The 23,191-nt window shown below is 38.0% G+C and carries 23 protein-coding genes and 1 pseudogene; 6 read left to right on the forward strand and 18 right to left on the reverse strand.

Annotated features, from left to right (window positions below):
• Window positions 1-228 precede the first annotated feature (228 nt).
• The 3 genes from DG046_RS03825 (at window position 229) to DG046_RS03835 (ending at window position 3,095) form a co-directional block, all read left to right on the forward strand.
• Entirely contained in the window at window positions 229-1,803 is a 1,575-nt protein-coding gene (locus DG046_RS03825) for a CAP domain-containing protein (RefSeq protein ID WP_068455153.1), read from the forward strand.
• 118 nt (window positions 1,804-1,921) lie between these two features.
• Entirely contained in the window at window positions 1,922-2,890 is a 969-nt protein-coding gene (locus DG046_RS03830) for a ParB/RepB/Spo0J family partition protein (RefSeq protein WP_108831251.1), read from the forward strand.
• Window position 2,891: 1 nt separating this feature from the next.
• Window positions 2,892-3,095: a hypothetical protein gene (locus tag DG046_RS03835; RefSeq protein ID WP_068367200.1), complete on the forward strand. Its 204-nt coding sequence runs from the start codon at window positions 2,892-2,894 to the stop codon at window positions 3,093-3,095.
• 207 nt (window positions 3,096-3,302) lie between these two features.
• Here the strand turns inward: DG046_RS03835 and DG046_RS03840 are convergent, their stop codons facing one another.
• From DG046_RS03840 to DG046_RS03860, 4 genes are all read right to left on the reverse strand, one after another.
• Window positions 3,303-4,520 (reverse strand): tyrosine-type recombinase/integrase, encoded by a 1,218-nt coding sequence (locus tag DG046_RS03840; RefSeq protein ID WP_001291569.1) that lies wholly within the window; start codon window positions 4,518-4,520, stop codon window positions 3,303-3,305.
• A gap of 81 nt (window positions 4,521-4,601) precedes the next feature.
• A complete protein-coding gene (locus DG046_RS03845) occupies window positions 4,602-4,805 on the reverse strand; it encodes an excisionase (RefSeq protein ID WP_000814510.1) in 204 nt (67 codons plus the stop codon).
• A 461-nt stretch (window positions 4,806-5,266) separates the two neighbouring features.
• Complete coding sequence (locus DG046_RS03855; RefSeq protein ID WP_001224508.1) at window positions 5,267-5,497, reverse strand: helix-turn-helix domain-containing protein; 231 nt, start codon at window positions 5,495-5,497, stop codon at window positions 5,267-5,269.
• Window positions 5,494-5,919 (reverse strand): sigma-70 family RNA polymerase sigma factor, encoded by a 426-nt coding sequence (locus DG046_RS03860; RefSeq protein ID WP_005957428.1) that lies wholly within the window; start codon window positions 5,917-5,919, stop codon window positions 5,494-5,496. The genes DG046_RS03855 and DG046_RS03860 overlap by 4 nt, the downstream gene beginning before the upstream one ends.
• A gap of 504 nt (window positions 5,920-6,423) precedes the next feature.
• On the opposite strand from DG046_RS03860, the gene DG046_RS03870 reads away from it, so the two are divergent.
• Window positions 6,424-6,777, forward strand: coding sequence for a helix-turn-helix transcriptional regulator (locus DG046_RS03870; RefSeq protein ID WP_001227347.1), 354 nt, complete (start codon window positions 6,424-6,426; stop codon window positions 6,775-6,777).
• Window positions 6,778-6,836: 59 nt separating this feature from the next.
• Here the strand turns inward: DG046_RS03870 and DG046_RS03875 are convergent, their stop codons facing one another.
• From DG046_RS03875 to DG046_RS03945, 14 genes are all read right to left on the reverse strand, one after another.
• Entirely contained in the window at window positions 6,837-7,004 is a 168-nt protein-coding gene (locus DG046_RS03875; RefSeq protein WP_000336323.1) for a cysteine-rich KTR domain-containing protein, read from the reverse strand.
• Window positions 7,005-7,122: 118 nt separating this feature from the next.
• Window positions 7,123-9,042 (reverse strand): tetracycline resistance ribosomal protection protein Tet(M), encoded by a 1,920-nt coding sequence (gene tet(M), locus DG046_RS03880; protein WP_000691736.1) that lies wholly within the window; start codon window positions 9,040-9,042, stop codon window positions 7,123-7,125.
• Between the two features lie 15 nt (window positions 9,043-9,057).
• Window positions 9,058-9,144, reverse strand: a complete 87-nt coding sequence (locus DG046_RS03885; RefSeq protein ID WP_011058339.1) for a tetracycline resistance determinant leader peptide — start codon at window positions 9,142-9,144, stop codon at window positions 9,058-9,060.
• Between the two features lie 274 nt (window positions 9,145-9,418).
• Window positions 9,419-10,336: a conjugal transfer protein gene (locus DG046_RS03890; protein ID WP_000975335.1), complete on the reverse strand. Its 918-nt coding sequence runs from the start codon at window positions 10,334-10,336 to the stop codon at window positions 9,419-9,421.
• Between the two features lie 14 nt (window positions 10,337-10,350).
• Window positions 10,351-11,352 carry a bifunctional lytic transglycosylase/C40 family peptidase gene (locus DG046_RS03895; RefSeq protein WP_000769868.1) on the reverse strand — a complete coding sequence of 334 codons (1,002 nt, stop codon included), beginning with the start codon at window positions 11,350-11,352 and terminating at the stop codon, window positions 10,351-10,353.
• Window positions 11,349-13,526, reverse strand: a complete 2,178-nt coding sequence (locus DG046_RS03900; protein ID WP_000804748.1) for a CD3337/EF1877 family mobilome membrane protein — start codon at window positions 13,524-13,526, stop codon at window positions 11,349-11,351. Before DG046_RS03900 ends, DG046_RS03895 begins: the two co-directional genes overlap by 4 nt.
• 2 nt (window positions 13,527-13,528) lie before the next feature.
• Window positions 13,529-15,976, reverse strand: a complete 2,448-nt coding sequence (gene tcpF / locus DG046_RS03905) for a conjugal transfer ATPase TcpF (protein WP_000331160.1) — start codon at window positions 15,974-15,976, stop codon at window positions 13,529-13,531.
• The gene (locus tag DG046_RS03910) at window positions 15,960-16,352 is read right to left on the reverse strand and encodes a conjugal transfer protein (protein WP_000723888.1); all 393 of its coding nucleotides are present in this window, start codon (window positions 16,350-16,352) and stop codon (window positions 15,960-15,962) included. Before DG046_RS03910 ends, tcpF begins: the two co-directional genes overlap by 17 nt.
• An 88-nt stretch (window positions 16,353-16,440) precedes the next feature.
• Window positions 16,441-16,938 carry an antirestriction protein ArdA gene (locus DG046_RS03915; RefSeq protein WP_000342539.1) on the reverse strand — a complete coding sequence of 166 codons (498 nt, stop codon included), beginning with the start codon at window positions 16,936-16,938 and terminating at the stop codon, window positions 16,441-16,443.
• 116 nt (window positions 16,939-17,054) lie between these two features.
• Window positions 17,055-17,276: a hypothetical protein gene (locus DG046_RS03920; RefSeq protein WP_001009056.1), complete on the reverse strand. Its 222-nt coding sequence runs from the start codon at window positions 17,274-17,276 to the stop codon at window positions 17,055-17,057.
• Between the two features lie 42 nt (window positions 17,277-17,318).
• Window positions 17,319-18,524, reverse strand: a complete 1,206-nt coding sequence (mobT, locus tag DG046_RS03925; RefSeq protein ID WP_000398284.1) for a MobT family relaxase — start codon at window positions 18,522-18,524, stop codon at window positions 17,319-17,321.
• Between the two features lie 177 nt (window positions 18,525-18,701).
• Window positions 18,702-20,087: an FtsK/SpoIIIE domain-containing protein gene (locus DG046_RS03935; protein WP_000813488.1), complete on the reverse strand. Its 1,386-nt coding sequence runs from the start codon at window positions 20,085-20,087 to the stop codon at window positions 18,702-18,704.
• Window positions 20,088-20,115: 28 nt separating this feature from the next.
• Window positions 20,116-20,502, reverse strand: a complete 387-nt coding sequence (locus DG046_RS03940) for a YdcP family protein (protein ID WP_000985015.1) — start codon at window positions 20,500-20,502, stop codon at window positions 20,116-20,118.
• Between the two features lie 15 nt (window positions 20,503-20,517).
• A complete protein-coding gene (locus DG046_RS03945) occupies window positions 20,518-20,832 on the reverse strand; it encodes a YdcP family protein (protein WP_000420682.1) in 315 nt (104 codons plus the stop codon).
• 643 nt (window positions 20,833-21,475) lie between these two features.
• Between DG046_RS03945 and DG046_RS03955 the strand changes: the two are divergent.
• Window positions 21,476-21,640: pseudogene (locus DG046_RS03955) on the forward strand (transposase); the annotation flags it as partial.
• Between the two features lie 360 nt (window positions 21,641-22,000).
• Window positions 22,001-23,191, forward strand: coding sequence for an amidase domain-containing protein (locus tag DG046_RS03960; protein WP_108831252.1), 1,191 nt, complete (start codon window positions 22,001-22,003; stop codon window positions 23,189-23,191).

Here is a 23,191-nt window from a genome sequence, read left to right on the forward strand (position 1 = left end):
ATTTAGTAATTTACTCCCTTTTAGTGTAATAAAGAAAATGATTAATGACTCTTTTATCCATTCACTTTTGAAGAGATAGCTTTACGAACGAAGCTTGAATCGTTTTTATTACACTAAGATTAAAAACATAATCTGAAGAATTTACAAAATCTTAGTTGATATGTGCAATCGCACATGATATCATCTAACCAAGATATAACTCAATCACATTTCGTATGGAGGTTTAAAATGAAAAAGAAAATGTTAGTCAAAAGTGTATTGTCCGTAACATTAGCTACAACTATGCTCTCTTCAGCAGGGGTAGCGTATGCCAACCATGCTCCTGTGAATGCGAATGACAAGAAGATTCAAATTAATGGAATTAAGTATTTGAAAATTGCAGACTTAGAAAAAATGGGATTTAAAGTAATTGTTAAAGATGGCGTCCTAATTCTTGAAAAGGATGGAAAAATTATTCACTTAAAGTTAAATCAGAAGACTGCTTTAGTTAATGGCTTAGAAATTTCTTTATCTAACGTAATTTACTCTAACGAAGGAGTAAATGAACAAGCTCTAAAGAATCTATTAGAAGCATATGACTCCGGCAGAACCTATTATGTTCGTAATATCTTAACGAAAGACGAAGACACAGTTAAAGATTCGAAAGCTGTAGAAGAACCTGGAACAAGACCTGAAGAACCCAAGAAAAAAGAAGAAGGCACTTTAGATCTCCTGGACATTCTGAAAGATGAAGAATCGAATAAGAAGATTTATGATGATCTAAGCAAAGATAACGAAGTATTTGATAAACTGTTTGATTTCAGTGTAGAAACCCCTGGAACAGAAGAACCTGGAACAAGACCTGAAGAACCCAAGGAAAAAGAAGAAGGCACTTTAGATCTCCTGGACATTCTGAAAGATGAAGAATCTAACAAAAAGATCTATGACGATCTAAGCAAAGACAACGAAGCTTTTGATAAGCTCTTCAATTCAAAAGGTGAGAACTCTGATAAAAAAGAACAAGATGAAAGCCCAGAACAAACGCCTGAAATCGTATATGAAGAGATAACCGTCAAATTAAAAGATGGAAAAACCGCTACTGTTAAAGTTCGATATGATGAGGCTATGGCTCAAAAACATCTCGATCTTTTGAATAACTACAGAAAAGAAAACGGGCTTCCTAAAGTCAAAGACAATAAAGAACTAGTCAAAATTGCAAAAGAACGTGTTGCTGAAATTGTATATGAAAAAATGACGACCGGAACCATTAGCCATACTCGAACGAATGGCGATGCAATTAAGAAAATGAACGACTTTGCCGGTGAAAATATTCAGAATATACGTGGGACTTTATCTGAATCAGAAATGAAACGTGCTTTGGATAACTTTATTAATTCTCCTGTACACAATGAGGTTATGAAGCATAATGAGTATGACAGGAACGTAGGCGTAGGAGTAGGCAACTACGAAGATAGCGGTGTATCTCGAGTCGTTGTTGTACAACTATACGGAAAAGATTTAAAAGGTAAGGAAAAATATACTTTTGACGAAACAGAAAAACAAAAAATAGCTGAGGAACGAAAGGATGAAGAAGAAAAGAAACTGATTGACGATGTAAAAGGTCAAATCACCGATGAAATCAATGGAGAATCTGAATCCGTAGTACAATCTGAAGCCAAGGAAACTTCCTTCACTAAGGAAGAGAAGGCTTTAGTTGCAGAAGTTAAAACAAAGATCGAAGAAGAAATAAACAAAGACGGAAACACAAACGAAATCGTCGCGTCTCCTGAAGAAGCAGCACCGACTGATAGTAGTGAACAATAAAACAAGAGCCTTGCGTTAAGCGAGGCTCATATAACTATAAGTTCTCTCTCATAGATAGGTGTCATTGCACATTTATCTGATATAATTACAGTAATAATAAACGGAGAAGGAACTTAACATGAATGAAACAAATAATATTATTCTTTTAGATCCCGAGGATCTTCTAATCGATCCAGAGAATCTAATTTATGAAAGGGATCCGGAGGATGATGAAAAACTTAGAGAAAGTATAGATCAATATGGAATCCAAAAACCTTTATTAGTATATGAGAATCCTAGTGGCAAATATACAATTATTGATGGACATCGCAGAGCAAAAATAGCAATACATGGTGACGCAATGGTACCTTGTATTCTGTTCCCGATTGAAAATTCCCTAGATCTCATAAAAGCTAAAATAGCCGTTGTGCAATCAAACCATGATGAAAATAATCGATCTGTACAAGATAAATACCGTGAAATAGTTTTTCTAGAAAAGTATATTAAGGAATTAAAAAAGCTAGACCCATCGGTAAAGGGACTTACTAGAAAGCTTATTGCTGAAAATATAGGATTAAAAGAACGTCAAGTAGCTGACTATACAAAAATAAAAAACAATTTAAGAGAAGACGATATGAAGTCTTTTTTATCAGGAAAAATTAATGTTAAAGAAGCTCTTAGTATAATAGATAATTACAAAGAGTTTATACCTGACGCAGTAAGCGAGTTATTTATTAATGATGAAAATAATCCTAAAAAAAACAATCGTTTTTCCGGGAAAAGTATAGACGAAATAGAAACCGTTATTTTCGATATGGTACACAATGAATCGACTTTAAACGGTTATAAAATTGAGCCACAATCGAAGAAAAAAATAAGGCTAACTGATTTAAATACAAATCAAAGTCAAATATTCAAGATTAGAAATATTGCAATAAATATACACGACTACAACGAAAGATATAACGAGCGAGCAGGTGAGGAAGCAAATCCGAAAGTTCAATCTATCTATGATCTAACAATGAACTTAAATAAAGAAAATTTGAATCCTATTGATCGTAGAATCCTATCAGACGTAATAGAAAAATTGCACGGCAAGGGAGTTTAGGATGGAAAAGAAAACATCTAAAAGCCAAATGCGTGCAACGAAAAAATGGAAGCAAAAAAATAAAGAAAGAAACCGTTTTTTATCCTATCGATCGACTGCCTTTCTTTTTGCTAAATCTTATGCAACAAAGGAAGACATAGAGGAGTTAATAAACGTCTTTCAATCCGAGAATCCCAATGCGAGAGAAGAAGAGGTGGAGAAATGAAACTGTTAATCAATGTTATCTCTTTTTTCTTTGAAACAAAGTATAAATTTCTAATTATCTTTTTATATTTTCTTAAATGCTCGTAAAGCCTTATTCTATGTGCTTTCGAGTATTTTTACTGTAGGAAGATACTTCACGTTTCTTTGCATATTTCCTCATGTCTTAGCTGTCAGAAGTGGTAAATTAGTAGTAAATTCATCTGTACTACTAAGCAACAAGACGTTCCTGCTGTTTCTTTTTTTCCAAGCGGTTCATCTCTGCCATAGCAGAATCGAATGTAGCATGTGCGTAATAGTTCAGCGTCATGTTTATATTCGCATGCCCCATAATGTACTGCAATGCTTTTGGGTTCATTCCTGCATTTGCATAGTTAGTGCAGAACGTATGACGCAAAATGTGTGGAGTGATATGGGGTAGCTTATCCTCATGATATTTATTGTATTTCTTGACAAGGTTTTTCAACATACCATTGTAATCACTTGCCACTTTAGGATAGTCTTTCCCATTGAGAAAAAGGAAATTACTATAACCATCAATCACAACACATTTACGGTTCTTCCGATTCGCCAGCACTCGCTGAAACGCTTGATAGGCTTCTTCAACCATAGGAACTTGTCGTTCGCCACTTTTAGTCTTGGGAGTTTCAATGTAGTATCCATTTTCAGTATCTCGTAGTAACTGATGGTCTACCTTGACAAGACGATTTTCAAAATCCAAATCTGGAAGTGTCAGACCGCCAAACTCTGAAATACGAAGACCCGTTTTTAAGAGTATCAGGATTTCATCATAATTCTTGCTGTAGGTCTTATCAGCTTTCGCAAAGGATAACAGCTTTTCTTCCTGCTCCGTTGTCAATGCGACTTTAGGAACAGTATCATCATCAATGACGGTATTTAGCTGGAAGTCAAAGGGATTCTTCCGAACACAATCGTCTTCAATCGCAATATAGAATGAAGCCCTTAAAGAACGCTTATAGTTATTGATGGTTTGATAAGCATATCCATCTTCACTCATTCTAATCGCCCATTCTTTAGCGTCAGACGGTTTAATGCTGTCTATGCTCCTTGCACCTAACTTGTCCTTTGTCAAAATATCCATCAGATATTTCCGTCCAGTTTGCGTGCCTTTCTTCACATTGGGTCTTTGAGCATTCTGCTTTGCGTAAAGCTGACAAAGTGTCATTTTCTTTCCTACAACATCAATGCCATCATGAATGTCTTTCAGTAGCTCCGCAACTTTTTCCCGAAGAGGAACACAATCACGCTTTCCTGCTGGTACTCTGTCTGTAGCCACCAGTTTCCATGAGTAGATAAATTGCGGTTCTCCAAATGAATCTACATATTTATATAAGTATCTTCCGTCTTTTCGTTGGCTCTCCCCAGTCTTTAAAATGCGACCTTTATTGTCACGTCTTTTCTCTGACATGGCTTTCGCTCCTTTCCAAAATGGAAAGAGCCTTGATACGACTTGATGCTATTTTATCATATCCAAGACCCTTTGGCGACGCTAGATTGCGTCCAATTTATCAATAATTTTTTCAAACTGTTTTCGCTTTATCTGAATACGATTGCCATTCATAATCAGCCAATCAGCATTTTTATTTTCATCTGCCAAACGACGGAGCTTATTTTCGCCAATACGGAAATACTTAGACGCTTCTTCAATGGTCAGGGTATAACGCTCCCAGATAGGAATATCTGTCTGCTTCATAAAATCCTCCTTTCCCAATCACACGTTAGATTTCATAAAAGTAGTTTTACAAGCAATCGAACAGCTTTAGCAAAGCTCACGGGAGTTCCACCCTTGCACGGTTCTCGTCCAACTGTACTCATTGCCTGCGACGCTTTTAACGCTCGGACTATGACGATACAGGAGTATCATTATTACGATAAGAATGTCTTCGCTGGCAATCCTGCTAAAGATTACTTCTCGGATCACTGACATGAATCGCTCGCTATCTTTACAGGGCAGGTCATGGCGGTCAGCTCCGTTGGCTCTTTTCTTATCGAAATGTATTCGACTGCTGTTATTCAGTTTTCAAAGAACAGATGGCTTGTCAGCCTATCAAAACATACTGAAAGACAATATGCTTTGATGGAATAACAAACCTCCCCAATCGGGAAGTATGGAAAGCTCGTCCGCACTTCCACGAAAAGAGAGATAAATCGGTGCTACTCAATCTCAAATGACAGGATTTTTGTAATCAACCTGGTTTCCATTCGTCCACGTAAGACCTCATCAACGACCATACTTTGATTGCCATATTCATCTTTCATCAACCGTAGAGAGCGTTTAGCAATGTACCCTCTGTAATAATGTAGAATCTGGTTAATCGCTTCTGTATCGCCATCACAAGCCTTTACAATCAATGGGAATGGAATTCTGGAATATTCTTTTCTCATTCTTCGTTTTCCTCCTCCATAAACTTCTTGATTAAGGCTAGTCCACTGGTTCTATGCCGATAGACAGTAGAACGGTTCAATTTCAACAGGTCTGCAATTTCTGAATCGCTCATGTCCATAAAGTAAAACAGCAGTAGAATTTCACGTTTCTTGTCTGGCAACTCACGTAATGCTTCACTCAACAAATCATTTTCAACGCCTACTGATAACCCATTGAGTGTAAAAATCTGAAAGTCAGTTGAATAGTTATCTGTTGTCGCAAACTGGCTAACAAGATAATCGCCAACATCCGAAAAGGACACCTCACGCTTTGCAATCCTTGAAAGATAAAGCATATAATTCTTTCGCTCGTCTTCCATAGCACGTTTACAGATATAGTCAAACTGATTTTCTATTGTGGTCTGAAAAGAAGATGGTTTCATGTTTCTCACCCCCTTTCTGTCTAGGAAAGGAAGTGAGCCTTGCTCGTTTATCTCCTTTCACTCTTAGTCCCAATGTGAAAGGGGGATTTGTTGCATTACTGATAAATAAACTTTGTAAAAAAGTTCTGAATAGCCAAAAAAGCATATAAACAGATTTATTTCTCTGTTTACATGCTTCTGTTATTCTATCTATATGATTTATAAAACCACATTGGTGGACGTACTTATCTATTGCAGATAGACGACTTTTTTTGACAAGAACCCAATGTAAGGAAATTTATTGTATATGATGTACTTCATGGCGACGTTGACCTCCAACAAACCGCCATTTGGAAGTAATATACAATATTTTAACAGCGTAAATAGCACTACCATATAACGGTTTTTTTTATTGGCGTTTAGTAGTGCTTTTTATTAAATATAAACCTATAAACCATATAACACGTTTTTCTATACCTGTTTTTAATTCAGTAGGAACAATAAAATGTATAGAGGTGGTCTACTATGCGTAAAAAAGAAGATAAATATGATTTTAGAGCCTTTGGTTTAGCCATTAAAGAAGCTCGATTGAAACGAGGTTTAACTCGTGAACAAGTGGGAGCATTGATTGAAATTGACCCACGGTACTTAACTAATATTGAAAATAAAGGGCAACACCCCAGCATACAAGTTCTTTATGACCTTGTATCGTTACTTCATGTTTCCGTTGATGAATTTTTCTTACCTGCTAATAACTTGGTAAAAAGCACCCGACGATTACAGATAGAGAAATACATGGATAGCTTTACAGACAAAGAACTATCCTTAATGGAATCTTTAGCCAGCGGTATCAACGAAGCAAGAAACATCGAAGACTAATTAAAAGAATCCATACATAACGGAAAGAGCCGATAAAATGAGATTGTATTAATCTCATTTTATCGGCTCTGCGTCTTTGCGTCTGGCTCTGTAATCACAGTTACTTTGAACTGCTTTATTTCAATTAAATTTTCTTGTCTGCATTTCGGACAATAGAGGGGGAATTTTTTTAATTCAGTATCTTCCCTTATCTTTAATCGTGTTTTATTTCCACATACAGGACACAATATCCACTTGTAGTTTATAATAACTATCTCCTCCTTTACACTTTAATTCAAATCTTTATTAAAAAATATTTCATCTTATTTAACAAGAAACCATATTTATATAACAACATAAAATACACTAAGTTATTTTATTGAACATATATCGTACTTTATCTATCCGACTATTTGGACGACGGGGCTGGCAAACAGGTTCACCGGTAGTAACATGGTACCCTTTTAACTCTGTTAAACAAACACTACGTCCATTTGTAAAGAAAGTTAAATCACTACGATATTCTTGAATACACCGAGCAGGGATTTCTCCACTAAGAATGACCTCATTATTTTTCAATTGAGTGTCTACGATGTTCGCACAATATTTAGGAGCATCGTTGTATGCTCGTGAAAGATATTCCTGTGGCGCATAAATTTTAAAACTAAGATATGGCTCTAACAATTCTGTTCCAGCTTTTTTTAAGACTTGTTCCAATACAATAGGAGCAAGCATCCGAAAATCTGCTGGGGTACTAACAGGGCTATAGTATAAGCCATACTTAAAACAGATTTTACAGTCCGTCACATTCCAACCATATAATCCTTGTTCGCAACCATAGCGTATCCCTTCCATAACTGCATTTTGAAATGATTGATTTAAGTATCCAAGAGAAACCGAGCTCTCATACTGCATTCCACTTCCCAACGGAAGCGGTGATACAGATAAACCAATGGAAGCCCAGAAAGGATTTGGCGGCACTTCGATGTGAATGGTATATTCTGCATTTTTTAACGGTCTCTCCATATAAATGACTGTAGGCTCTTTTAGTTCTATCTCCACATGATACTTTTCTTGCAACAGTGCACTAATCACTTCCATTTGTACTTTCCCTAAGAAAGAAAGTATAATTTCATGTGTCGTAGAATCCACGTAATATCGTAGAAGCGGATCACTATCTGAGATTTCCAAAAGGGCATCAAGCAACATTTCTCTCTGTTCAGGTTTACTCGGTTCAACAGTTGTTTGTAGTAGAGGGTGCGGATTTTCAATCTTTTTTCTCTGTGGCAATAGTTTTGTATCTCCAAGAACACTATTTAACTTCAAAAACTCATTTTGCAAAATAACAATTTCTCCAGAATAAGCTCTATCAATCTTACATAATTCACCATTTATTGAAGTATACATTTCTGTAACTTTTATTTTTTCTTTTTCTGATACTCTAACCGAATCTCGTAAATGTAGTACTCCACTATAAAGGCGTATATATGCAAGACGTTGTCTTTTTTTTGTATATTCAATTTTGAAAACATTTCCGCAAAGTTCAGACGGACCTCGATGTGTTGATGAATAAAATTTATTAGTAATAACTTCTATAAGGTTATCAATCCCTATATTACTTTTTGCACTTCCATGATAAAGAGGGAACAGAGAACAATTCTGAAATCTTATGCTTTCCTCTTGTTCGAGTTCCAATGCTTCTAATGATTTACCGGACATATATTTCTCTAAAAGGTCATCGTTTCCCTCTATTACCGTATCCCATTGTTCAGATTCGGTAAAGTTCGTCACACACATATTAGGATACAGTTCTACCTTCTGTTTGATTACAATTTCGGCAGAAAGTTTCTCTTTAATATCCTGATAAACCGTTGATAAATCAATTCCATTTTGGTCAATCTTATTGATAAAAAAGATTGTGGGAATCCCCATTTTCCTAAGTGCATGAAATAATATACGAGTTTGTGCTTGTACGCCATCTTTTGCAGAAATCAGTAGAATTGCCCCATCTAAAACTGATAATGAACGATATACTTCTGCTAAGAAATCCATATGTCCTGGCGTGTCTATGATGTTCACCTTCGTATTTTCCCACTGAAAAGAGGTTATTCCTGTCTGAATTGTAATTCCTCTCTGACGTTCTAAAAGCGTATTATCCGTCCTCGTTGTACCTTTGTCCACGCTTCCTAATTCTGTAATCGCTCCACTGTTATATAATAAGCTTTCTGTTAAGGTAGTTTTTCCTGCATCAACATGAGCTAAAACTCCAATATTAATAATTTTCATGTGATTTTCCTCCATTCAAAAACCCAAAAGGGCATAAAAATCCCAGTGATAAATACTTTTATCACTGGGATTTTTATGCATAACCATAGGTATACAAAGCATACAGATATTCTCTGGATACTTTAGAATCACATGATAAAGGTATTCTTAAACTGGGTACAAAAAACTAAGCCCTCCTAAAAAAGGACATCCAATTATTTGTTCCCACTATCAAATTGACAGTTTATTTAAGAATACCTTGCCGCATATTTATTAACTCCTTTTAAATAGATACTTAAATAATAGCACGTAAGAGCATATTTGTAAAGGAATCTCCAATTTTTTATCAAAGAGAGTACGTGATTACAAAATAGCTGTAATAATGTACCAATATTTGTTATTCTATAATCTTCCAATTACTCCCGTTCTTTTCAAGTACCAAATCAAATTGAGATACCTGCGTTGCTTTGGTCTGCTGGTCGATATACTCCACTGTCAGCGATACCGTGACTTGATTATCCTTACGATTGTGAATAGGATTTACCAGTTCTTGAAAGATGTACTCTTTTCCGATTGGTTTTAATATCCCGTCATTCACATAGTAGGAAAGTTCACTGGCTGTCGCTGTAGGATAGAGCTTGAAGAACGTCGTTAAAAACTCATTGATTTCATTGGTTGTAATGGAATCAACCGTCCCCTCACTTTCAATGGCTTTTGGTTTATAACTTGATTTCTTAGGTATGTTGGTAATGGTCGGATTCTTAACCAGTACCATATTTCCAGAACCATCTACATAGACACTCACTATATAAGCAGAGTGGACGGTCTTTGTATTTTCTCCCTCTGTAATGAGCTGGTCTACACTGTAGGTTACATTAAACTCATTGTCGCCAGTTGGCTCTACCGTCCATATCTGAAATCCTCTTACAGAAGACGATACAGGAATATCTTTGCGTACTGTATCAACATTGAGAGCTTGAAGTTCATCTGTCAGATAGCCTTTTAGACTTTCCATTCGATTATCAATGGACTTATCGGATTGCTCCCATGAATAGTAGACTTTCGCAAAGTTCTCTACAAAATTTTCTACATGATGAGTATCAACGTATTCCTTTTCTATGATAGTTGTTTCGTGAATAGTATGAGTATCTATAGCTGTAAAGTGCTTGAATATCGCAAAGCTGAAACTAAGCCCTAAAAGTACCCACAAGGCAATCACAACCTTTTTATGAGGATTGACCTTATAGTAGACACGAGGTTTCTTTTCCTTTGGTATCTGTTTTTCTTTATTCTGATTTTTTCTAAATTTCATCATTAAATCTTCCTTTCTCATTGTTTGATTCGTCCTGCTCCCACTAAATGCTGTTGCCAGTAGGGGCTTGTTAAGTCGGCATAACCGATTGGGTCGCCTGCATGAAACATACGGTTATTGCCAAGGTATATCCCAACATGAGTAATATAAGAGCCAGCGTTATAGGTAGAATGAAAGAAAACCAAATCGCCAGCTTGTGCTTCCGATAGTGGGATATGCTGGGTCACATCATATTGCTGTTGTGCGGTTCGTGGTAAGTTAATTCCAGCTTTTCCATACGTCCATTGTGTCAGTCCGCTACAATCAAAAGAAGTAGTCGGGGAAGCTCCACCGTAAACGTATCGCCAGCCCTCATATTTCAGTGCTTCGTCCATGATGGCTTGTACCGTATCATCATCAAACTCTGTTGTGACAAGATACTGCGTTACCAGTTGCACATAAAACATATTGCCATAGTTGTATCGCCAGCCCCCATTGATAGGTATGGCTATGGGATTGGGGTAAGACACTTTTTCGCCACCTGAATACTCTTTTGAGAAACTTTGAGCCAGTTCAAAGGTATATTTATTTCCACGATTAGCCACATACCCTAAGAAACCACCACCATAATTGTAGGACTGGATAACCGATTCTAAATCTACACTGAGCCTTTCGCTACTGGCTAATAATTCACTGAAATACTTCACACCTTGCTTAATGGATTCTTCTGTACTCAATGAATTAGGTGGAAGACCGAGGGATTCCGAGGACTGCATAACATCTTCCGCAGTACCGCCCGATTCCACCTGTATAATCGCAAGAAGTATGTTGACATATTCTTCAACGCCATATTCTTTGGCATATTTTTCTACCATAGGCTTATGAGCCAGCACTTCTGCGGAAACATTCACACCTCCATAATGAATATTGGAAATTCCGCTGTCCTGTTCATCTGAAAATAAAATGGCAACAAACAGAAGCAGTGAGAAGACCATCAAGAATAATCCAGAACCACCAATCACTAAAGTTTTCAACTTCATGGTTTCTTACCGACTTTCTTAATGGTGGCGGTTTTGATTGGTGGTCTACTTCTTGTATTTTGTAGTGGTACTCTTTGAACAGTAGACGGACGTTCTTTTGTGATTGGACGTTGTGAAGTTCTATCTGCTGTAGTGGTTGAAGTTGCTGGCTTTTGAACGGTTTTTTCTTGAACGGTATTGCCTTGGCGTTCCACTTTTGGACTTGAAAAATCGGACTTAACTGCTGGACGCTCTTGTTTGGCTTGTTGAGATTCCTTATATGAAGTCTGAATATTAGACTGTTTTGAGGTCTGTTCATCATGATATTGTTCTTGTCTTGTAGTCGGTCTTTCATGAACAGAAGAAGCAGGCTGTTTTTTCTGTTTGACCTGTTCCATTTCAGAGCGACGCTTCGCAATGGTTTTTCGCCTTTGTTCCTGCTGTTCCTTGCGTCCACTGGCTCTGTCCGCTTTGGTTTGAGAAATACTACTGGTTAAATCACGGACATTCTCTTTTACTTTGGATTTTCCTTGATATACTGCATATCTTGCATTGGTCGGCAAATCTTTAACCTGTTCTTTCAAACCACTAGCAGTGTCTACCATTCTGTCTTTGGTATCAGCTACTGTACCGATGGTTTGACCGATACGTTTTCCAAGTGTTGATTTTTCCTTTCCGTCTGGTCGGGAGTGATCTGCTTGTGTCCTTGCAGAACTCCCCGAACCCGACTGTCCTTTTTTACCTGTAACAATGGCAGACCCAGCCCCTAGAGTAGTCATGGAACGTCCAAGTTTCCGCTGTAGACGGTGCATGTGAGCGTGCATAAGCATACGAGGTTTTCTCATCACACGACTTCCCACACTTTGAGAATCGTTACTCTGTAGAGAAAACATACTCATTAAATCGCCCAGCTTGAAGTAGATTCCTGCAAAGGTCACAATCTGTAGAAAAGCAATCAAAAAGAACGGATAACCAGCCGATAAGGTATAGAGCATGGTTGAAATACTAAATGCTGTCGTAATAATCAATGTGATTCCAGCTCGTGTCAAAATGGTATTAAAGAGCTTTGTTATGGCTCGTTTTGACATACCATCAAATGATGGAATCATGCTTAAAATAAAGCTCACAGGCAGAAACATAGCATAGATGATAAAAAGTACCTGCGAGAAAATCATGATTCCTGTTAATAGGAATACAAATATGGAAATCCCAATATTGAAGACAAATAGGAAGAAGACTGTACCTAAACGGTTAATGGTCTTTGTAATGGTTAGATTGGTATTGCTTCTGTCTTCAATTTCTTCCGCAACAATTTTTTCTCTGTCTTCGCCATTGTTGGAATCTGGGCTGGTGGAGAGCAGGCTTTCCACACGGTCAATACCGATACTTTCAATGTCTGAACTGTTGTATTGAAGCAGTAGCCACGGTTGCTGAACCTGTATGGAAAACAGGCTATCTCTGATTAAGTCCACGCTGTCCTTGCCTTGACTATCGGAATGGGGCATGACAATCTTCGTGCCAAGTGATAAACTGGCATTACTGATGTCTGATGAAAAGTCATTGATTTTTTTAATGTAGTCGGGAGCGTAGGCAATAAAGGAAGCCGATAGGATAAACACCAGCACAAAATTCATAATGGCATGAATTGCCTTTGTGGTTTCTCTCTTTATCAGTCCCGTATAGGCAACATAAACCCCAAGAACCAAAATCAAGAGTAAGAGGAATCCAACATAGAAACCCTCTGTTGAAAATCCGTTTGCACTCACACCAGCTAAGGTCTGCATATTCTTACCAATGGAATCTGCTGTAGCGGAAATGAAGTCTAAGGAATAGGCTTCCTGTACTAAGTAACCTGTCGCATTGGAAACATACAAACTGATTGTCCAAATAAAATTGGTAATGGCATATAGTCCATACATGACCTGTTTTCCAATCCCGTCCGACCAGTTCCACGGAAGCCAGCCCCAGCTATTATCCACATAAAAATCCAGTTGATAGTTTTCAAGTGGGTATCGGCTGTATTCATTTGCCACATTGACCGTATCATCTACCAAGCCCGCAGCTTGAACCACCGTTCCCAGCATGGCTAAAAGAAAAATGGCAATCACAAGTGTGAAAGCCACTGTCATTGCCACTTTACCTAGACGTTTCAGCGTCCAGTTTGATTTTATTCTGTTTACTATTGATGGTTTCACATTTACACCTCTTTTCGCACAGGTGGTCTGGTATCAAAGGCATGGAGCAGTTCTTCAAATACAGGGTGGAACTGTATCACACCGACACGACCATATAAATCACTGATAAGGCATTGCCCGTTTTCCAAATCACGCAATCGCTTCTGATTGTTTTCGTCCTCTGGGTCTACACCAAAAAAGGCTAAGGTCTTTTTAATCTCGTTAAGGTCAGTGGAACGAAATGCAAATTTTAAGCCGAGGTTATTTTTCAGTTTTTCATCTAAGAGGTCGTCTGTATTTTGGGTCACGAAATATACCCCAGCGTTCATAGCACGACCAGCCCGAACCAGCTTCATAGATAGTGTTTTTCCTTGTGCTACCTGTAAAAAGCTCCATGCTTCGTCTAAATCTACAATCTTGAAAATGCTTCGGTCTGTATGGATAAAGTCTAAAGCAAAGGTACTAATGACAATCAGCATAGCAACGGATAAAAGCTCCATAGTGGTATATTCCTCAAAGGAAGTTTCCTTGTCGGGAAGTACCAAGTCCGCAACCTGTATAATGTTCAGTTGTTTTTCTAAGCTGATAGACTGCTCCACATAACCATTACTGAATAATAAATGTGCAAAGTCATAGTCTGTAAAACTTTCGATATGGTCGGCTATACTGGTACTTAGTGGCGTATTCTCAACCCGTAATTCCTCAATCACTTTCATCAACCCTCGTACTTCACTATTGGTTACTGCACGAATGGCTTTTCTAAGGATTGGGAAGCGTTCCCCATCACGAGAGGAAATCCCCGTAAGGAATGTCAGAATATCAATAGCCAGTGATTCAGAATCTTTGGGATTTTTCATAATCACATAAGGGTCAAGTAAGCCTTTGTTTTTCTCATCAGAAGTCAGAGTGACGATATTGATTTCATGGGAAATCTCTGGCAAGGTTTCTTTCCATCTGCCACGTTCTGCTTTTGGGTCTACAATCACTGCTTGTGCCCCATAAAGCACCGCATAATAGACGATAAGGTTATTCGCAAAGGATTTACCACCACCCAGCGAACCAACAAAAGCCGACGCTAACGCATTGGTTACTGAACCCTTAACCCCTTGACTGGCAAGAGCAGGTTTCAGATAGACATTGCGTCCAGTATCTAAGCTGTAGCCAACATAAATCCCCTCATTTTCCCCCAGCATTTGAGTAGCACCAAAACCTAAACCAGCGAGGAAATCAGAGGTCACGTATTGAATATAATCATTCATATAACGCTTGCTGGCAGGTAAAAATTCTTCATGTAAGCCGAGCATATCCCCAAATGGTCGTACCAGTTTTACGCTTAAATCGTCATAAAAATCTTTCACTTCATTACAACGACGTTTGAGTTCGTCAAGATCATTTGCTGATACCCTTACCACATAAGACAGCTTGTACATAGATTCCTTGCTTTGGTCTAAATTGGTTTCCAGCTCATTCACACTTTCCAGAGCTTCCGCCACATTGGAGCTGGTTTCATTATCACTTTGCCAAGCGTGGTTATCCAAGTCTTTCAGTTCTTTCTTTTTATTGCGGACAGTAGATAGGGCTTTACGATTCGCTACAATTTCCACATTCATTGACGTATCAATCGGGAATGTAAATTGCTGTTGCTGGTAGTAGAAGATTTCAGAGGACGGGAAGTCCAGTTCTCCGACAATGCTGTTAATGGTAAAGTAAGCTACATAGACGGTTTCATCTTCCTGCTGGATTTTCAAATATCGCTGTTTTTCTTCCACCAAACAGCGAGTAGGCTTAATCAAGTCATAGTATTTAATCAGCGTTTCATTATCCAGCTTTTTCTTTGATAGATGGTACTCATACTCTTCATAGGCAGTGCCTGTCTGTCCGTAAAGGTGTTCAATCAGATAGCCGAAGTCGTCCTTATCTAACCTGCGGATTTTGAAACGACGAGAGATTTTATTTTCTAAGAGCTTTTCCATCTTCTGAAAACGCAGGATTTCATCATTACTCATACTAACAAAATCGCCCATCAGCTTATGGTTCACATCATAGACAAAATCAGACAAAGCATTTTTTGCTTCAACGGTAAGACTTTTCATAGAAAACTCCTGATCGTTGAGAAGCAACTTAAAGCCGATAAAGAAACGGTAGTTCACTTGATTTTCGCCAATCATGGATATTAAAGCGTCTGTCTGTTGGTCGATTTTGTCATAGGCAACCGCTTTGAGCTTGCCAGTGACTTCATTTTTGGAACGCTCTTGTGCAGAACGTATGCTGGATTCTGTACTGATTTGTAAAGCATGAATTTTGCCATCACGATTTTGTGCGATAAGCTGTCTGAAAGAATCATGCACTTGTATTTTCTGTTCTGGACTTAGAAATGAGTAATTGTAAGGAACAAGCTCATAGTAAGCATAACATTCCCCGTCTTTATTCCAGACGAGATTGTTTTCAATGTATTTAATTGGATATGCCATAAAATTCACTCCTAACTGCTGTAATGGCTTCTTGTGGCTGGTTTCTGCCAAGCGTTACTTTTTTTCCTGCATAGGTCAGCTTTGGTCGCAGTGCATAAGCAATGACAGACTTCAAAAATCCATAAGGCTTTTTACCATCAAAAGTTTTTGTAGACATAAACCATGTGAAAGCCACAGGAATCCCAAAGTATTTGAGAAATGCTCCCTCTATCATGGAAAGAGGGGGCAAGTTGCCAAGTATCATCACTGCAAAGAGTGACACGACAAACCATGTCATTTGCGTAAAGGTTATGGGAAACGGAAGTCTAAAATCATTGATAGAATACAGTACCTTTTCCACAGACCAGATACTGGTATAGCTTCGTATTTTCTTCATGTAATCAATCCTTTCATAAAAAATAGGGGTAGCTGATTGAGCCACCCCGTAAAATAGAAAATCTGCCAGTAGTAATGTACCGACAGATTTAATAGACGATTTCAAAAATCCCATGATTGGTTGAGATAAACGTTCCTGAAAGGTCTAAATCCCGACCATAGGCTTGATAATCAATATAGTTTTGAAGACTAGCTGGTACTTCGCCTAAAGCACCCGTTTCTTCAATGTAGTAGCGTGCCACGTCATACATATCATCACAATCGGAATGAATGATAATATCCTCTTGATGTTCGCTTAGTTCTTCAATGCTTGAAAAATGAGTGAGCAGAGCAGATAGCTCCGATTGTAATTCTTCGGGTAATTCCGATACCATTTCCCATAGTCGATTGAGTTCGCCAATGGAAGTGTATTCGTCAACCGTAAAGGGTAACTCGTAGTCATGAATGGCGTATTCCTCATATTCATCATTCAAGCCGATTTTCTCTTTGACTTCCTCAAAGTCAATGGGAAAGGTAAACCACGCACCGACCAATTCGCCCTCATTGTATTTGCCTAAATTCGCAATATAGACTTGCATATCGTCCATATATTCACGTCCTTTCTTTGTAGAGATTCAAAAATCCCTACCGCACTTCGTTTGGTGTACCATTCCTTTGCGGAACATAAGAAAACCACTTATATTCCACAAAAGAACGGTTTTATTTAAGCACCAATAATGCGATTGAATAGCTCTAGTAAAATGTCTTTTACTCCAGCAGCGTTGAAGACTAAGCCAACCGCAATAATCGCAATAATTAAAAAGCCAATCAGTTTGCTAAACTCACGCTTGAAGCCAAGATACAAGCCAATCACAACGATTGCTAAAAGCACCAGTGATTGAGCGTTTGATAGAAACCAGTTATAAAGGTTTTGTCCAAAATTCATAAAAATGTTCTCCTCTCTATATTCAATGAATTTGTATTTGAGTTATTTTTTTGTTGTTATCACGTCCTGTTCTTTTACTGACTGTTGCTTCAAAATCTGCTTGTGTCGGTCTGTCAGTTTCGCATGGTCGAGAATGTCTTTTACAACCTGCGTCTGGTTGATTTCATCAAGTTTAATCGCAACCTTTAAGGTCGGGGCAACTTGATGAGATAGCCAGTTCAGCGTCCTTTGGAAGGAGTAAGGCTCTGGTTTTGTGGTTAGTTTTAATCGTTCACGATTGTTCCCAATAAACCAAGCCCATTCTTCATTCAGTTTCCAATCAGAACGAGGTTTGGAATCGTCTTTATCTACAAAACGGATATACCGATTGATAATTTTAAAGGCGGTATGCTCTGGATTGTCATAGACGAGTAAATCACGGACTGCATAATAGGCACGCTCATTTTTCAATCGAATCTCAAAACGGTTTTTTACTTCTGCGTCTTCAATGGGAATATCATTTTTCTTGTACTGCTCGTAGTCCTTTTCATAGATACAGAAATAAACTTCACTTTGTAATGAACCGATATAGAGGGTGTTTCCCATACATTCCTTTTCCTCTTTGCGTACCAGTTCGCCACTGCGATAGCTTTTAAAACTGCGGAAGACGGAGATACATTCTTCCTGTTGGCACTTTTCAGTGAGTACAGGGATATTCAAAATCCCTGTCTTATCGTTAATGGCAAGGTCAAGGCGTTTCATCACACCGCCAGCCACCAAAACGTCCATAAAGAACTCATACCAGCTTCTTTGTTGTGCCAGAAGATAGCTTTCAAATTGTCTGCACCCACGACCTTTCAATTCCACCAGAACTCCTTTGTCCAGTTCATGGGAGCAAAGGACGAATATGTCGCCTAAAGCATAATGCTCTGAATAAGAATAGAAACCATAGTCCTCATGAAGAAAATAGGACAGTTTCAGTTGTAAGATGTTTTCGACCACCTGCTGTACGTCTGTTGTCGGAAAGCGAATCCTTACATAATCAAACAGCATTTCAAGGGGAGCGTCGGGATTGAAGCGTTCCAGAGCTTCCCAAAGGGACTGCTGTAAATCCTCTGATGGCTTGACTTTTCCTGTTTCAATATCGCTTAGATACTGCCTTGTAATACCAGTCGCAACAGCTAAACGGTTTTGAGATAGTCCATAAGCCAAGCGTTTTTCTTTTAAATGCTGTAACCAAGTTTGTTCATTCAGTAAAAATCCCTCCAATCAAAAAGGCGTATGTCAACTTTTAAAGCCCATTTGACATACGCTGAAATTTTGTAAATCCCTTGTAACCAAAGGATTTTCTAATGTTTTTTTGACTGTTTCCTGTCGATTTGTACCCCCCTGTTAGATACGGGGGGTTAAGTGCTGGCGTGGCTATTGCCACACCAGCCAGCAAGATCAGTCCACACCTGCGACTTCCGCTTCGCACGTCGCCTGCGTGGACTGTCTGCTGTTGGATAACTTTTTAATTTCCTCCAAGAAATCATATCCTTTTGGTACAAGGGGAGTATAAAACTCTGATATGACACTTGTTCCTACATCAACATAGCCACGACCTTTGATTCGCTTTAAGAAGAAATCCTTTTGTACGTCACTGCCAAACATCATGCCATAGCCCATTTCAGACATACGACCTAAAGCCACTCTGAAATTAAACTGATCACGGATTCCGTCGCCTAAATATTTTGCGTCTGGACGTTGACAAGCCAGTATTAGAAAGAAGCCAGCTTGACGACCTAACATGACAATCTGTTTCAGCTTATTCATAACTGCGGTGTTTTCTTTTGTTCCCAGCATTTCCATGAAAGCGACGTATTCATCAAAGATTAAGAAGTGTGCCGGGAGACCTAAGTAAGCATAATTTTTGCCAGTCTTATAGTTCTTCATCTGCTTCATTTCCTCACTACGTTTCATCATTTCTTCATAGAATGTTTCAATGCAAGAAAGCAAGTCTTCTTTTCTATAGTAGACATTTGCCATCACAGAACCTAAGTCCGCAAGGTCAGCATTTTTCGGGTCAAGAATATACAGTTTTGAATCTGTATGAAGCAAGGCTTCAATCAGTGTCAGTATAAAGTAAGTTTTACCGCCACCTGTACCACCAGCAATCAACATATGAGGGAGCTTATCATATTCCCACCATACGTTTTTCATTAAGCGAAGTTTACCATCTTTAGCTTCTACTTCATCAATAGAAATACGACTGGCTATGGTGTCATAGAGCAAAGTATATTCCACATAGGAATCCTTTAACTCTTTATCCGTCAGCTCACAGTACAAGCCACTCTCTAATTTCTTTTCCAAGTGTAAGAGTTGGTCTTGATATTTTCCCAGCGTGATTTCCACCCGTATCTGTATCAAGCCATTTTTAAGTCGATAATACATTTTAGGGAAGTAGGTTATCTTTTCCTTTGTACGACCAGCACTATCTTTAAAGAAACCCTCTGTTTTGACCTGTTCAGATTCATACCACTTGTTTTCAAGTATCATCTTTGCCAGTTTTTGACGGTGGTAAAGTTGTTTAACCGTATCATAGCGAACCCGTTTGAATACAAACGCTACCAGCAAGCAGATAAGAATTGCGACACTGAAACTGATAATTAAATAGGGAATGTCAATCTTATCTGCTTGTGATAGGTTAAAATCCTGCCAGTTGATCTGCTGGATTGTCTTCACATGAAACAGTCCGACAACCAGCAGGAAAACAGGCAGGAGTGACGCTATCGTAAAATGAAAGACTAAATCTTTACCAGATGGGCGAATCCTTTTACCACGCTGTTTCATGCGAAAAAGTCTCCTTTCTACCTAGCGACTATTTGTCTTGTGTCGGTTCTTTCTTTGCTTGTGGTTGAGCTTTGAATGAACTAGAATCCTTTGTCAGCACAATATCGTCTGCCTTGATATACCAGTCAACATCTGCTCCTTGATAGGTGGCAGTAGCAACGGTGTCCGCAATGGGATTGATAAGTTCCACCCGTGCGTTATAATCAAACTCTTTCAAAGGCACGCTGGCAGGAATACTTACTTGAATCATGCGTCCTTGTCCTTTGGATTTTAAGTCATAGGTACGTTCCTTGATTTCATCTGAAACCGACCCGTCTTCATTTTGGATTCTCACTTCACGACGTAGAGCAGAGAATTTCAATTCTCCAAAAGTCGTGTCTTTATCTAATACAATGCCATTTGCTAATCTCATCATTTTTCCTCTCTTTCTTTATTCTTTTATCATGTCGTCAGCATGTAAAAGGTAATTTGTAAAACCACGAGTGCCGATTTTGTAGCCCTCTGCGGTAATACGTGGATTGACTAACTTCACACGTTCCTCAAAGCCGAAATGTTTTTCGCCAGCTTCAGCAGGAAGCACCACCACAATATCATCTGCTCTTTGAACATCAGAATAGAGATTATAGCTTCTTGATAAGACAGTTAGCCGTCCGTTGATTCTTCGCTGAACGACTTTATCCTCGCCAGCAAATTCTAAATTGCCGAATGTTTTTTCCATGTTGGGAATCACAAATTTAAGTTCCATATTTTTACCTATCCTTTCTTTTTTATTGGCTGAATGAATGTTTGATGGTCTTAAAGAGTGGGGAACGACCTTTTGATTCTTGATTTTTTGTTTTCATAAGTTCACTTCCTTTCAAAATCGGGTAAAAAAATAGACACCTCATTTTTTGAAGTGTCTACCTATTAAATATTCAAATTTTATTGGAAGTATCTTTATATCTTCACTTTTCAAGGATAAATCGTCGTATCAAAGCTCATTCATAAGTAGTAAATTAGTAGTAAATTGAGTGGTTTTGACCTTGATAAAGTGTGATAAGTCCAGTTTTTATGCGGATAACTAGATTTTTATGCTATTTTTAGGAAAAATCTTGTTTAAATTAATTGCGATAGCCTGTCATCTATTAATTGCATTCGTTCTGCTTGCATTCTCGGTGTTATCTCTTGTGATAGGCTGTCAATTTTCCAGACGATAAAATATTTCTTTTATACTAGCATAGTCTGGAAGGGTCGGAGCTTTGCGCTTCGATCCTTTTTTGTTGTATTAGAAAACCCCCGGTTAGACCGGGGGTTCCGTTTAGCTTTGGCGATGAGAACCTAACAGCCTCTCGTGTTATGATAAAAAAGGTCTGGAAACCACGCAACATTATCATCAACAGGAGGTAAAGATGTCATCGCTAAATGACACTCATAGTCTATCACACACAAAATGGAATTGTAAGTATCACGTTGTATTTGCACCGAAATATAGAAGAAAAGAATTCTATGGGTCAAAGCGACTCGAAATAGGTGCAATTTTGCGAGAGTTATGTGGTTGGAAAGAAGTCAACATATATGTAGTCAATAATATTGTATCTTTCGTCAATAGAGGCTTCGCCTTTTGTATTAAATCTGTTCTCAATTTAACAACCCTGGTTTAGCTTACCGAGAAAAGGTACGTTTAAATTATTTAAGGAAACCACCTAAAAAGTGAAATGAGGAACATTGAATAGATACATTACAATAAATTAGAATTCTACTACCACAAAGATTAGAAAATATGAAAAAGGGGAAGTTATCAAAAAGAAAAGAGAACTTTAATACAGTGCAGAAATACTTGGCAAAACAACATGTGGATGTTATCCTAGCTTTAGGAAGCCTTATGCAAACTATGATTCAACAGTGCCATCAAAGATCTAAGAAAGGATGAGAAAATGATGAAAAAGGTTTTGTCTTTAGTTATCTCCTTGTTAGTGATGCTCTCTGTTTCAAATGAGGTATTCGCTTTTTCTGCAGAAGGAGAAATGAGTTCTAATGAGAGAATAAGGCAGGTAGCTATTGAATTTGTAGAAAAAGAGTTTTCGGATTTTAGTGATTCTAACGATGTGAAGAGCAGTGTGGTTGACAGCAAAGCGGAAGGCTTGAAAAAACATATGCTTGACCGAAAGGAAATAAAAGCATATAAAGAAAAATTAATAGGAAGAAAGTTAACCTTAAAAAGCTTTAAAGTTTTGGATGAGCAGTTAGTTCCTGTAAACGAAAATACAGAAGATGTTTTGTTGAAAATCCAATATAATTATTGGGATGGAGACTTAGAATCCAAATTGATTGCGGATTACAAAATTAGAGTGACAAGAGATAATGATGATTTTTATGTTTATGCTGCGATTTCAAATGACCTTTCTGATGGAACATTATTTCCTGAAAATTTAACGTTAGAAGCGAAGGAATTACCTTTGGATTCACAAATAAACTCTAGTGCTATGAACAAAGAAAGAGCTTTTTCGATGGGAAATTCTAGTATAGATTCTGCTAAAGATAGATTTGCAGAGTATATTAAAAGCATAGAATTTGAAAAAGAACTTAACGATCAATCTGCAATTAGACCTATGTCTGGAAGATTTGCCTATTTTTCCAGTCAACAAAAGGCAAATATGAGGCGATATCAAGATAACTATTTTAATGGATTTAACTCAGCTTACTACAATTTTACAGGAAGAGGGGGAGACTGTACAAATTACGCTTCACAAATACTTAGAGCGGGTGGCGCACCATTCAAAAGCTCAAGTTCATCGTCGATAACAGGATCTAACTATTGGTACTATAGATCCATAAATGAAAGAAGTTCCTCATGGGCTGGTGTAAATGAACTAAGAACGTTTTTAGTTAATAATTCTTCTCAGGGGCCTGTGGGATATTTTTCTAGTACTTTTGGTGCGTTAGATACAGGAAGCATTATTCAACTAAAGAACGATAGAGGTCGATATTATCATTCAGTTGTAGTCTATAAAAAAGGTGGAGACCCTTGGGTAACTGCGCATTCTTCATCTTATTCAGGATATTTCTCCAGCAGATGGGGGGGTATTGACAATGTTAAGATAAGAATTGATGGATACTACTATTAA

Source organism: Aedoeadaptatus coli, assembly GCF_900343085.1.
In the GTDB taxonomy this organism is placed as follows: domain Bacteria; phylum Bacillota; class Clostridia; order Tissierellales; family Peptoniphilaceae; genus Aedoeadaptatus; species Aedoeadaptatus coli.